General features: G+C 58.5%; 12 protein-coding genes. All 12 read left to right on the top strand.

The genetic code is table 11. The features are described from left to right. Positions 1-44: 44 nt before the first annotated feature. Positions 45-854: a type VI secretion system accessory protein TagJ gene (locus AAF659_RS07200; RefSeq protein WP_349751048.1), complete on the top strand. Its 810-nt coding sequence runs from the start codon at positions 45-47 to the stop codon at positions 852-854. Further along, the gene (gene tssE, locus AAF659_RS07195) at positions 841-1305 is read left to right on the top strand and encodes a type VI secretion system baseplate subunit TssE (protein ID WP_349751047.1); all 465 of its coding nucleotides are present in this window, start codon (positions 841-843) and stop codon (positions 1303-1305) included. Before AAF659_RS07200 ends, tssE begins: the two co-directional genes overlap by 14 nt. Positions 1306-1307: 2 nt before the next feature. Further along, a complete protein-coding gene (tssF, locus tag AAF659_RS07190; RefSeq protein ID WP_349751046.1) occupies positions 1308-3122 on the top strand; it encodes a type VI secretion system baseplate subunit TssF in 1815 nt (604 codons plus the stop codon). After that, the gene (tssG, locus tag AAF659_RS07185) at positions 3119-4117 is read left to right on the top strand and encodes a type VI secretion system baseplate subunit TssG (RefSeq protein WP_349751045.1); all 999 of its coding nucleotides are present in this window, start codon (positions 3119-3121) and stop codon (positions 4115-4117) included. Before tssF ends, tssG begins: the two co-directional genes overlap by 4 nt. Then, complete coding sequence (tssH, locus tag AAF659_RS07180) at positions 4105-6687, top strand: type VI secretion system ATPase TssH (protein WP_349751044.1); 2583 nt, start codon at positions 4105-4107, stop codon at positions 6685-6687. The genes tssG and tssH overlap by 13 nt, the downstream gene beginning before the upstream one ends. A 43-nt stretch (positions 6688-6730) precedes the next feature. Continuing rightward, on the top strand, positions 6731-7078 hold the full coding sequence (locus AAF659_RS07175; RefSeq protein ID WP_349751043.1) for a hypothetical protein: 348 nt from the start codon (positions 6731-6733) through the stop codon (positions 7076-7078). Then, a complete protein-coding gene (locus AAF659_RS07170) occupies positions 7071-7526 on the top strand; it encodes a hypothetical protein (protein ID WP_349751042.1) in 456 nt (151 codons plus the stop codon). Before AAF659_RS07175 ends, AAF659_RS07170 begins: the two co-directional genes overlap by 8 nt. 113 nt (positions 7527-7639) lie before the next feature. Continuing rightward, the gene (locus AAF659_RS07165) at positions 7640-8119 is read left to right on the top strand and encodes an Hcp family type VI secretion system effector (RefSeq protein ID WP_349751041.1); all 480 of its coding nucleotides are present in this window, start codon (positions 7640-7642) and stop codon (positions 8117-8119) included. A gap of 81 nt (positions 8120-8200) precedes the next feature. After that, positions 8201-10048 (top strand): type VI secretion system Vgr family protein, encoded by a 1848-nt coding sequence (locus AAF659_RS07160; protein ID WP_349751040.1) that lies wholly within the window; start codon positions 8201-8203, stop codon positions 10046-10048. A 31-nt stretch (positions 10049-10079) separates the two neighbouring features. After that, positions 10080-11141, top strand: a complete 1062-nt coding sequence (locus AAF659_RS07155; protein ID WP_349751039.1) for a TNT domain-containing protein — start codon at positions 10080-10082, stop codon at positions 11139-11141. Between the two features lie 2 nt (positions 11142-11143). Next, complete coding sequence (locus AAF659_RS07150) at positions 11144-11491, top strand: hypothetical protein (RefSeq protein WP_349751038.1); 348 nt, start codon at positions 11144-11146, stop codon at positions 11489-11491. Positions 11492-11848: 357 nt separating this feature from the next. Continuing rightward, complete coding sequence (locus tag AAF659_RS07145) at positions 11849-12217, top strand: hypothetical protein (protein ID WP_349751037.1); 369 nt, start codon at positions 11849-11851, stop codon at positions 12215-12217. The last annotated feature ends 151 nt before the right edge of the window (positions 12218-12368 follow it).

The following is a 12368-nucleotide window of genomic DNA, read 5'->3' as shown; positions in this document are numbered from 1 at the left end:
AATGTGGGTCGTCGAAAATGCACGGATTAACAGGGAAAGTCGATATGGACGTTATCAAGCAGTATCTTTCTGCGGGGCAGCTTCAGGAAGCGATCGAGCATCTCCAGCAGGCGCTGCGTCAGTCTCCCGGAGCCGGCGACCTGCGTGCCTGTCTGGTGGAACTGCTGTGCATTGCCGGTGACCTTGAGCGTGCCGATGAAGTTCTGGCACATCTGGCTAAACATCATCAGGACTGGCTTGCCGGTGCTGCCAATCTCAGACAGCTGCTTCGCGCCCAGCAGGCTCGTCTTGCCCTGCGTGAAGGCAAGCTTGCGGATGATGTGGTCGCAACCCCCGGAGAGTCACTAGAAGCACTCCTGGAATTGAACCTGCATTTTTCCAGCGGTGATATCGAAAAGGCGCGTGAGGCCGCCGCCACACTTGAGGCGGTTCGTGGTGGTGATGTTTTCCAGACCGGTGAAGTCCAGGGCGAGATCCGCGATTGTGACGATACCTTGAATGGCTATGTCGAGGGTTTGGGAACGGATGGGTACTACTACCTCTGGCAGTGGAACGAAATCGATGCCCTGCGCTTTCAGAAGCCCTCCTCACCTATTGAATTGATCTGGCGCCGGGCTCTGATTGAGCTTGTGGATGGCCGTCAGGGTGAGGCGTTCCTGCCACTTACCTATGCCACCAGTGGCACTGATGCCCAGAAGCTCGGTCGGGAGACGGATTGGGTTGAACATGCTCTCCAGTTTGTAACTGGCCTTGGCCTAAAAATGTTTTTGGTGGGCGATGAGGCGGTTTCGCTGGAAGACGTGCAGGAGGTTGAACGCGTGAATCCGGCCGAGGCGTACGATGAAGCACTCTGATGCCCGCAGTGGCCTGCAGCTGAGCCTGCTGGACCGGTTGCTGGAGGATGGCTCAATGCGCCCGGGTCTGGCACAGATCCGCCAGTCCGTGCGGCGTGATCTGGAGTGGCTGCTCAATGCGCGTCGCTGCTGGCTTCCGCGATCCTCTGACTATCGGGAGCTGAGTCGTTCGGTGCTGGCCTATGGGCTGCCGGACTTCACCGTGATGGAGCTCAGCACCGAGGAAGGTCGCCAGTGGCTCTGTGACGAAGTCCGACGCACTATCGTCCAGTTCGAGCCGCGCCTGACCCGAGTTGAGGTGATCATGAAGGATACCGAGGCGCCTCTGGACCGGTTCCTGCGGTTGCGGATCGAAGGGATTCTGCTGGTGGAACCAGTGCCGCAGCAGGTGGCATTTGATTCGGAACTGGAACCCGTGAGTCTGTCCGTCACCCTCAAGGAGTGTGCCTGACCATGAGTGACGAACTGCTTCAGTATTACAATCGCGAACTGGCCTATCTGCGTCGCCAGGGCGCCGAGTTCGCTGAGGCTTATCCCAGGGTGGCAGGCTATCTCCGGATGAGTGAAGAAGCCGTGGAAGACCCTCATGTTTCCCGGCTTCTGGAAGGCGTAGCGTTTCTCACCTCCCAGATCCGTCAGAGGCTGGACAGCCATTTCCCGGAGCTCACCGATGTGCTCATGGGGACACTGTGCCCGGATTACCAGGCCCCGGTGCCATCCATGACGATCCTTCAGCTTGAGCCTGCCTCAGCCCAGACCCATGCGGCGCCGCTGGAAGTGGGACAGGCCTTTGAAACTGTGGCTGACGAGGTTCCCACGTGCCGCTTTGCAGCCCGGGGCGAGCAATGGATCGCACCAATCCAGGTCGAAGATGCGGTCTTTGAGAACAGCCCCTTTGAGGCGCCCCGGCCTGTGGGTGTGGAGAAGGCCCGGAGTGTCATCCGGCTGCGCCTGAACAGCCCGGTCACCATGAGTGAAACCAATGCGCCCTGGTTGCGGTTCTACCTGCACGGTCAGCCTCACCAGAGCCATGAGTTGTACGATCTGATCCTGCGCACGGGGCTTGGTTTTGCCATGGTGCCGGTTAACGACCGTCGCCAGGTCCGATTTTTCCCCGCCGAACGGATCAAGTCCGTGGGCTTCTCGGAGGAGGATGCCATGGTGCCCTACGGTCAGCGCAGCTTTGAGGGCTATCGGCTGCTGGTGGAGCATTTTTTGTTTCCCGAAAAGTTCCTGTTTGCCCAGTTGGACGGGCTCGCGGATCAGTGGCCGAATGACAGTGAAGTGGACCTCTACATCTATCTCGGTGAAGGCTCCCCCGAACAGGAAAAGAGTTTCGTGGCCGACCATATGCGGCTCTGGTGTTTGCCTGCAATCAATCTTTTCGAGGAAAACCTGGAGCCGGTCCGTCGGGACGAAACCGATTACGCGTATCACCTCGTGCCGCGTTACCGCAACAGCGATGCCTACGAGGTGGTAGGCGTCAACCGGGTTGATCTGGTGAACAACGACCGCGTCCGGGAACTGGCCCCATATTACGGCCTCGGCCATCCACGCTGGCAGAACGACATCAACGTCTACTGGCACCTGCATCGCCAGAGCGCGGGCTGGGCGGGAGGCGAGTATGAGCCCGGCACCGAGTCCTACCTGAGCCTGGTGGACCAGCGGTTTGAGCATCAGGGGATGGCAGCCCTGCCCAAGAACGAAATGCTGATGGTACGAGCCCAGTGCTGTAACCGGAACGTGCCTTCCAGTTTGCCCTTTGGCGGGGGCGAGCCACGCTTCAAGGCGGTGACCGAGCCCTTGGTCAAGCGCGCCAATGCCCTGGTTGCGCCAACGGCTACGGTGCGTCCGGAGCTGGACGGTGCCAGCCGGTGGCAGTTCATACAGCACCTGACTTTGGACCACTTTGCCGGTGATGATGCGCGCGATCGCCTAACGACGGTGCTGCAGCTTCACGATTTCCGTAAAACGCCCGAGTCCCAGGCCCTGATCGACGGCATCGAGGATGTGACCATCAAGCCGGCGGTCGCGCGTGTGGGCAGTGGCGTCCAGCGTGGTGTCTGCCGGGGCAGCGAGATCGTTATTACCTTCTCCAAGCCTCGCTATGCCGGTACCAGTATCTATCTCTTCTCGGCGGTGCTTGATCGCTTTTTTGCCCATTTCGCCCAGATCAACAGCTTTACGCGGCTGCGCATCCGGCTCAGTGGGCAGAATCAGGATTATCACGTCTGGCCGGCTCGCACGGGAGAGAAACCGTTGCTATGAGCACCGAATCTTGTGCCGGCAATCAGGACTTCTTTCGAACCGTCTGGCGCATCGAACGCCAGATCCGGGATGAGCGTTCCCCCTATCACCGGGTTGGGCATGACGGCTGGCCGAGCCAGGAGCTGGTGTGTTTCCGCACGAGTCAGCACATGGGCTTTGCTGGGCAGGATCTGGTTGAGGCACGGGAGGAACGACGGTCAGAGGGCTCGTTGAGTGCGGAACTGACGGTGGACAGTCTGGGACTGACCGGAGCCCGGGGTGCACTACCCGCCCACTACACCGAGATGGTACTGTCACAGCTCAAGGCCCGGTCTCCGGCACTGAGGGATTTTCTGGACCTGTTCAACCACCGGCTGCTGTCACTGTTCTATCGCAGCTGGGAGAAGACTCAGCCAGCCGTGCATCAGGAGCGTGCGGAAGGGGATATTTTCACCACCATTCTCCGCTCCCTGACAGGCAGCGAGTCGGACTGGGAAATCCACTACGGCGCGGCTCTGGCACGCGGCCCGCGCTCCGCCACTACCGTCCGCACGATGCTGGAGGACGTGGCGGACATGCCGGTGGAAGTGCAGTCGCTGCAGGGCGGTTGGGAATCAATATCCCCTGGTGACCAGACCCGACTGCCCACCCGGGACATGCCGCAAGGCCAGCACGCTCATCTGGGTGAGGCCATGCTGGGATCCAGGGCATGGATTGCGGACAAGGGAGCGGACATCGTCTTCCATCCGCGGGACAACGGGCAGCTTGAATCCCTGTTGCCCGGGGGCCGAGTCAGTGCAGCTGTAGCAAAACTGACAAAACGGCTCGTTGGTCATCAGATTCAGCTGCGCTATCGAGCTGAAACCAATCCCGCAGGTCTCAAGGGAACACGTCTTGGACAGCGGGGGCAATTGGGTAGCGACAGTTTTATCAGTGCCTACCGGACAGAGAGCCGGCGGGTGAATATCAGTCTCAAGCCAAGCCAGGGAAAGGATAAGCAGTCATGTCATCAATGACGTTGAAATCGCTCGTAGAGAAGATGAACGATTCAGCCCGCCAGGCCATGGAGCGCGCAGTCGGGCTCTGCCATCAACGCAGTCATTACAGTGTTGAAGTTGAGCACCTGCTCAAGTCGCTATTCATGGCGCAGGATCAGGATCTGGTGCGCATTCTCGATCATTACGGGCTCGACCGGGGGCGGCTGGAAGGCCAGCTGGATCAGGCTCTGGAAGCCTTCAAGACTGGTAACGGAGCGACCCCCAGCCTGTCTCCAAGGTTGGTGGACCTGTTGCGCCAGTGCTGGCTGGATACTTCCATTGAATTCGCTGAACCACTGATGCGCGGCGCCACGCTGTTGTTCAGCCTGTTGAATGATCCGGCGATGACCGCGTTGTCCACCCGCTACGCCAGGGAGCTGGAACAGCTGGACGCGCAGCGACTGCTCAGTGACTGGCCCAGCCTGAGGGACAACCTAGGGCAGGAGGAGCATTCCGATCCCGCAAAGGGCCCGGGCAAGGAGCAGCATCTGGCCCAGTATACCATCGACCTGACGGCCCAGGCCGCCGACGGCAGTATCGATCCAGTTCTGGGGCGGGATGATGAGATCCGCCAGATGATCGACATTCTTACCCGCCGGCGCCAGAACAATCCCATCCTCACGGGTGAGGCCGGCGTCGGCAAGACGGCCGTGGTGGAAGGTCTGGCCCGTCGCATTGCCGAAGGCCAGGTGCCGGAAGCCCTGAAGAACGCGCGCCTGCTGACCCTGGACCTGGCACTGCTCCAGGCCGGCGCGGGCATGAAGGGCGAGTTCGAGAACCGGCTCAAGGGCGTGATCGACGAAGTCAAGGCGGCTACCCAGCCGATCCTCCTGTTCATCGACGAAGCTCACAACATGATTGGTGCCGGCAACCAGGCCGGCCAGAATGACGCGGCGAACCTCCTGAAGCCGGCGTTGGCCCGGGGTGAGCTGCGCACCATCGCCGCCACCACCTGGGCCGAGTACAAGAAGTACTTTGAGAAGGACGCGGCCCTGACCCGCCGCTTCCAGGTGGTGAAGGTGGACGAGCCCGATGAGGAGACCGCTGTCCAGATCCTGCGCGGCCTCGCGCCCACACTGGAAGAGCACCACGGCGTGGGCATTACCGATGCCGCCCTGCGCGCGGGCGTTCACCTTTCGACCCGCTACCTGGCCGGTCGCCAGCTCCCGGACAAGGCCGTGGCACTGCTGGATACCGCCTGCGCCCGGGTGGCGATGAGCCAGGCCAGCCTCCCCTCCGCACTGGAGGAAACCCGCGCCCGCTACAACGGCCTTCAGGCCGAAGCGGACCGGCTCGCGGCCGAGAGTCGCATGGGTGTCGAACACGGCCGTCGCCAGGACGAGGTGGCTACTCAGCTGCACACACTTGAGAGTTCCCTTGAGGAGCTGGAAAGCGCCTGGGCGGACGAGAAGGAAAAGGTCCAGTCCGCTCGTGAGCTTGGCCGCCAGCTGAGCCAGGAAGAAGACGGCGCCCTGCTTGAGGAACTCAACGCCCTCCGGGCCCAGCTCTCGGAACGGGTCGAGCCCATGGTCCACTGGCAGGTGGACGAGCAGTTGGTGGCGGAAGTGCTGGCCGACTGGACCGGCATTCCCATGGGCCGCATGCAGTCCGATGAAGTGGCCAATGTACTGGCACTGGATGAACAGCTGCGCGAACGGGTTCGAGGCCAGGACCATGCCATTGAGGACATTGCGCGTACCATCCGCATCGCCCGGGCCGACCTTGCGGACGAGAAGAAGCCCCTGGGTGTCTACCTGCTGGTGGGCCCCAGCGGCGTGGGCAAGACCGAGACGGCCCTGGCGCTGGCGGAACAGGTCTACGGCAGCGAAGACAACATGACCGTCATCAACATGTCCGAGTTCAAGGAAGAGCACAAGCTCGCCCAGCTGGTGGGCTCGCCTCCCGGCTACGTGGGATACGGCGAAGGCGGTGTACTGACCGAAGCCGTACGGCGCAAGCCCTACAGCGTCATCCTGCTGGATGAAATGGAAAAGGCCCATCCGGGTGTGCAGGACATCTTCTATCAGGTCTTCGACAAGGGCCAGCTGCGCGATGGCGAGGGCCGGGATGTGGACTTCCGCAACACTGTCATCCTAATGACCTCCAACGCGGGCTCCGGCATGATCACGGACCTCTATGCCGACGAACTCACGGCCCCGGAACCCACGGCGCTGAAAGAAGCGATCTGGGATGAGCTCCTGGCCATCTTCAAGCCGGCCTTCCTGGGCCGCACCTCGGTGTTGCCCTACAAGCCGCTGGAGCGGACCCAACTCGGGGAAATCGCGCGCATCCAGCTGGGCCGGGTCGCCGAGCGTGTCCAGCGCCACCACGACTCGACGCTCAACTACACCGACGACGTCATCGAGGCCATCGTGGACCGCTGCACGGAGAGCACTTCCGGCGCGCGTAACATCCAGCGCATTCTGCAGCAGGAAGTCCTGCCCGTGATGTCGCGCCGGGTGCTTGAGTGCCTGGGTGACGAGAAGAAACCGGGGCCGGTGAGCCTGTCGGTAGCCGGTGATGAACTGAAGGTTGAAGTTGCTCAGTAAAGGGATTTTCGAATGTTCACAAGAGCAAAGATAAAGGTTTCGATTGGTAGAATTCTGGAGCTTTAAGAACTTCAAGGTAAAAGTCACTGAGAATGGCAAGGTCAAGGTTGAAGGGGCAGCAGGTGTGGTGACCTTTAACGGTGACCCTGCCCTCCAGCGGCTGGGAGCAAAGCTCAAGGCAGCCTCCATTACCTTCCGGGAAGCTGAGAATGGTGATATTGCCTATGATGCTTCTTATCACTTCTACGGAGCGGGAAGTATAACCCTGTCCGGAAGCTTCGATTCGTTTGAGCTGATCCAGGCGTGTTCAGGATTGTTGTGTAGGGCGGCAAGGGCCCTTAATACAGACAGACGGAAAAATAGAATAATGAAGGAGGTTATGGTTGATTAAAGCAATGCGGAACAGTGTTCTTTTGCTTCTTCTTTTTGTTGTCTCCTGTGCCGCTGTTGGTGAGCGGGAGGTGCTTCATGAGCGGTTCAAGGAGTACGCCAGGCTAGTGGCTGCGAAGGAATATGACGCGATAGTGGAGAGCAGTATCCCAGCGGATAACAGGACCGAGTTCCGTAAAGGCACAGGATCCTTCGGAGAGCAGTTCCCTGTTCTGGCCGCGCTCCCCGAAACGCTTTCAAAGCGCATGGGTCAGCATGAACGGATTATCAACGGGAAGAAGGGTTGCCTCACAATCAATGGCCTTGATGAAAGCGGGGGTCCCACTTCACTTCACATTGAGTATGTCAGAGAGGAAGGGAGCTGGCGTCTTAATTATGCCGAGATTGCATACCTTGAATCGGAAAAGGAATTCAGCAGGACCGGAAAGTGTCCGGTCAAGCCTGAGTAGTATTCTGGGGCCCTTGGATAAGGGCCCGGAATGTATGCCCGGCGCTTCGGCAATGGGCACAATCGCCATGTCCTAGTTACAGGACGTAACGGAAAAAAGAAAGGAGCTAATCAATGCAAACCAATACTTACCTCGACTTTGGTGGCCTCAAGGGTGAAGCGACTGCTGAGGAATATAAGGATCTGATCACCGTGGACACCCTGGACTTCAACGTCCATCGGGACATTGCGGCGCCCACGGGGACCGCTATGGATCGAGAAGCCTCGGCAACCCGCCTGGGTGACATCACCATTACCAAGAAGCAGGACAAGGCTACCCCTGATCTGTTCAAGGAAGCGACCATCGGGAAAGGCAAATCTGCCACCTTCTACCTGACCAAGCAAGGCGACAAGATCGAGGAGATCATGAAGATCGAGCTCTCGGACGCCATGATCTCCAACTACAGCGTTTCCGCTGAAGGCGATCGCCCGACTGAGTCCATCACCATCAGCTATACCGAGATGACCATGTCCGTCACTCCGACTGACGACACCAACGCGGCAACTGCGCCGCTGGTCTACGGCTACAGCGGCGTGAAGGGCCAGCAGCTCTAAGAATGGCGCAAGCCATTGTTTACTGGAGAGGGCTCTGCCCTCTCCGTACCTGTTTGACCGACCAGGATGGCGCAGAGGTTCATGGCAACGGAACAGCAGCATCACCATCTCAAGATTCAGAGCTCACTGGGCAGAGACGCCCTGGCGCTTGAAAGCCTCAGAATCAGCGAGGGCATGTCCCGGTTTTTCGAGATCACAGCCCGGTTCGTCGCTAATGAGCGAATCACTGACATGCAGGGCCAGGTGGGCGAAGAGGTAACAATCGGCGTCACGCTCAGTGGCCAGGCGGATGCTGAGGAGCGTTTCTTTCATGGCCACATCCGCACTATCTGTGAGCTGGGCAAGCCATTGCATAACAAGGAGGGGCAGCGCTATGAAGCGGTGATTGTACCCCGCGCCTGGTCCGCTCAGAATCGCACCAACTGCCGTATTTTTCAGGACGAGACCGCGGTGGACATCGTGGAGACCGTGCTGAGCGAACATGACGTTGATCTCACCAGGAAGATCGACGGCGAACGTCATACCTACAAATACTGCGTCCAGTACAACGAAACCGACTGGGCGTTCGTGTGCCGGCTCCTGGCCCAGGAAGGCCTGTTCTTTTACTTCGAACACAGCAAGTCCGGCCATAAAATGGTGATCGCGGATAACGTGAACGCCTATCAGCCCGCCGAGGAGAACAAGGTTGTTTTCCGATCAGGGAGCACCGGCGATTGCCGCATTGGCAGCTGGTACACAGGGCACCGGGCCACGCCCAACGCCATGGTGGAGCAGGGTTTTGACTTCACCAAGCCCAAGGAAAACATCGAGGACCCGACAGAGGAAAAGGTCCCGGGCAAGGCATTCGGCGGACGGGAACTGTTCCGTTACATCGGCGAAGACGCGCCGCTGAACGAGAACACCAAACTGGCGGAGACGCATCTCCAGGGGCTGACCCAGGAAGCGAATCTTTTCCAGGGGACGGCCAATTACCCGTCCTTTGGCGTGGGCCTGACCTTCGAATTCGAAGAGCACGAGGATGGCATTCCATCCCATAACGAATTCGTGATCACGCAGATGGAACTCACCGCTAGCGCACCCATCAACACCGATGGTGGCTCAAGTGGTTCAGGCGTCAACTTCAACACCACGTTTGAGTGCATCCCCACCGATAACGTCTATGTTCCGGCTCGAATCAATAAGCCGTCCATTCCCGGCCTCCAGACCGCCACCGTCACGGTTGGCTCCGGTGAAGAGCTCCACGTGGACGAGCACGGCCGGGTGAAAGTCCAGTTCCACTGGGACCGCGAAGGCAAGAACAACCACAAGAGCTCCTGCTGGATCCGCGTGGCCCAGAGCTGGGCCGGTGACGGCTTCGGTGCCCAGTTCCTGCCCCGCGAAGGCCAGGAAGTGCTCGTCGAGTTTGTCAACGGCGACCCGGACCAGCCGCTGATTACCGGTACCGTCTACAACGGCGACAACCGGATGCCCTATTCGCCCAAGAACCAGTTCAACTCCTCCGGCATTCGCTCGCGCTCCACCACCAAGGGCGGCAAGGACAATTACAGCGAGATCCGGTTCGACGACGACAAGGGCGAAGAACTGCTGGCTCTCCATGCGGAAAAGGACCATGAGCTGACCGTCGAGAACGACGAAACCGACGACGTTGGCAATAACCGGAAAACCCAGGTCGGCAATGACGACAACCTGGCGGTCAAGAACAACCAGACGGTGGACATTACCGGGGACCAGAAGACCGACATCGGTGGCAGCGAAACCATCAAGGCGGGCAAAACCGTCACCGTCGATGCCGGTACCAGTATTACGCTCCAGACGGGCGCCGCGAGTATCACGCTGGAAAGTTCCGGGGCCATCTCCATCAAGGGAACCGAACTCAGCCTCGAAGGCACAACCATCGCCCTCAAGGGTGCCAGCATCAGTCTCAACTGAGGCGCAGGGATAGCGAAAAGGGATTCAACGGGTGCTCAGACGCGAACACCAGTTCAGGGCGAACCTCGGGCGCATCTACTCGTTCAGCCGGGGCCTGCGCATGGACGACAACGGCGATTTCCGCCGCCCGGACGTCCTCGCGTGCGAAGCCTATGCCCGCCAGACGCTCGACAACATCGTCACTAGCCCCGACGATCCCTTCGGCTATCGCCTGCTGGACCTATGGCTCGACGTCTTTCAGCGCCCCTGGGACCAGCCCACGGATCTGGATGAACTGCTTGCGGATCTTGCCGAAAAGATCGGGAACGGGGAGCTCAAGGTCTATCTGGAGTATGATCCGAATTTTGAAGCTATGCCCTTGCAGGTTGCGAGTGGAAAAGAAGCTGATGATGGCAACACGGGACCCGGCAACGTTGATGAAGCTCGAGTAAATCAGAGCAACGAAACTACTGCTGAACAACCTTCTGCATCAGATCAACAGTTAGTTGGAATGGCGTCGGCTTCATCAAACGAAGGAGCGAAGATTGCAACTGATGGAGGCGCTCCTCAGGAACTGGAATCAGCTGAGCTGACGGGAAATGAGACAAATGTTGATCTTGATAGCCCAGATAGCGTTCAGTATGAGGATTTCTGCGATTCGGTAGAAGAATTTGAAGAACAAGATGAATTGGCCAAGGAATCGTTTGCTCTGTTCAAGAAGAAAAAATGGGATGTGTTGGAATCCCTCTTTAAAGAGCATGAATTGAATGGTGGATGGCCACCCAATCGAGGAGCGATCAATTCCGTTGAGGTGACCCTCAAACTCGGGGCAGAAATTGATCGTTACGGTGGGTTTATAGACAAGGAAACCGGTCAGTTCAGAGACAAAGGGAAATTTACCGCTAAAGCGGGAGAGTCGTTTGAAAATCGGGCCTTGCCGGACAGCACGAAGGAAAAAACGTACAAGCAATATAAGGTTGCTAAGAGCATCCCTGAGGTTGAGGCAAGCAAAGCAATACCTTGGTTCGGGAAGTCTGGTAAGGGCATCCAATATGAACTCCCCACGTCGATTGAGAATCTCGTGTCCAAGGGTTATCTCAAGGAGATCGTTTGATAATGAAGACTGTTTCAAAAAGGCAGGAGAAGATCTTTGACGGTCAATACGAGGAGATGGAGAGGAAACCGCCAGAGATTGAGGTAGACGGAGTTGAGGTAACCGTTAGGCCGGGTGAATTGAAATCTATTGAGAATATTCAACAGGGTACCACCACCTATAGACCAGAAGATGTCTCTGCGATGCTTGGTCTTAAGGTAGGCAGTTTCGACGGAGTGAACATCTATAAGGGCAGTAAGCCGGGTCTCGAGCTTCATTATCAGTGCGTTGGTGACCGGATCTTAGTGTTTTCCTTTGGAGAGTTTCAGCCGGATCGATTCGTTTGCAGGCTTGAGGCAGTTTTAGACTAAATTCAAAAAAATAACCCCTTAAAACCAAGGGTGTATCACCTGGAACCTGCCAGCTATGGAAGACGACTAGTGCTTTACCTGAGTCAGAGAGCTGAGCTGATCACCAGTGATGACGCGGACCTAGCCCAGCTCAGAAAACAGGATCGCAGGCTTCTTTCCGCCATGGACCGCGGGGCGCTGGATTCACCCCTGGCCCAGCGCGACGGCGCGATGAGGCGTTGCTGGAGGCGCTGGAAACGGACCCTGAGCAGAATGCCCTGTGGCTCGAAGCGCGAGATCGCATTTGGCCCGGGGAGCTGGGTCGGGTGCAGCACCTGGTGATCGCCCGGGCAGGGATAGCGAAAAGGGATTCAACGGATGCTCAGACGCGAACACCAGTTCCGGGCGAACCTCGGGCGCATCTACTCGTTCAGCCGGGGCCTGCGCATGGATGACAATGGCGATTTCCGCCGCCCGGACGTCCTCGCGTGCGAAGCCTATGCCCGCCAGACGCTCGACAACATCGTCACTAGCCCTGACGATCCCTTCGGCTATCGCCTGCTGGACCTATGGCTCGATGTCTTTCAGCGCCCCTGGGACAAGCCCACGGACCTGGATGAACTGCTCGGGGATCTTGCGGAGAAGATCGGGAGTGGGGAGCTCAAGGGGTATCTGGAGTACGATCCGAACTGGGAAGCACTTGGATCTATGGCATTCGGGGGTAGCAAGCGGTGTCTGTCAACGTAGATGTCGCTTTTAAGTCATCAGCTTTTTAACAATTGACCGCCGTTTCCGGATTCAGAGTCACTGATTCCGGCAAGCTGAGTTTTCGAATATCACCGGACCAGCGGCGCGGGTTTTCAGCTTTCGCAGCCTCGATAACCCGTTGACGCTGGAA

It is taken from the genome of Salicola sp. Rm-C-2C1-2 (assembly GCF_040196175.1).
In the GTDB taxonomy this organism is placed as follows: Bacteria; Pseudomonadota; Gammaproteobacteria; order Pseudomonadales; family Oleiphilaceae; genus Halospina.
This window is presented reverse-complemented; position numbering and strand designations above follow the sequence as displayed.

Excerpts from the sequence above, each read along its gene's own strand:
- AAF659_RS07200 (WP_349751048.1), top strand. The coding sequence starts at position 45 with ATGGACGTTATCAAGCAGTATCTTTCTGCGGGGCAGCTTCAGGAAGCG.
- tssE (WP_349751047.1), top strand. The coding sequence starts at position 841 with ATGAAGCACTCTGATGCCCGCAGTGGCCTGCAGCTGAGCCTGCTGGAC.
- tssF (WP_349751046.1), top strand. The coding sequence starts at position 1,308 with ATGAGTGACGAACTGCTTCAGTATTACAATCGCGAACTGGCCTATCTG.
- tssG (WP_349751045.1), top strand. The coding sequence starts at position 3,119 with ATGAGCACCGAATCTTGTGCCGGCAATCAGGACTTCTTTCGAACCGTC.
- tssH (WP_349751044.1), top strand. The coding sequence starts at position 4,105 with ATGTCATCAATGACGTTGAAATCGCTCGTAGAGAAGATGAACGATTCA.
- AAF659_RS07165 (WP_349751041.1), top strand. The coding sequence starts at position 7,640 with ATGCAAACCAATACTTACCTCGACTTTGGTGGCCTCAAGGGTGAAGCG.
- AAF659_RS07160 (WP_349751040.1), top strand. The coding sequence starts at position 8,201 with ATGGCAACGGAACAGCAGCATCACCATCTCAAGATTCAGAGCTCACTG.
- AAF659_RS07150 (WP_349751038.1), top strand. The coding sequence starts at position 11,144 with ATGAAGACTGTTTCAAAAAGGCAGGAGAAGATCTTTGACGGTCAATAC.
- AAF659_RS07145 (WP_349751037.1), top strand. The coding sequence starts at position 11,849 with ATGCTCAGACGCGAACACCAGTTCCGGGCGAACCTCGGGCGCATCTAC.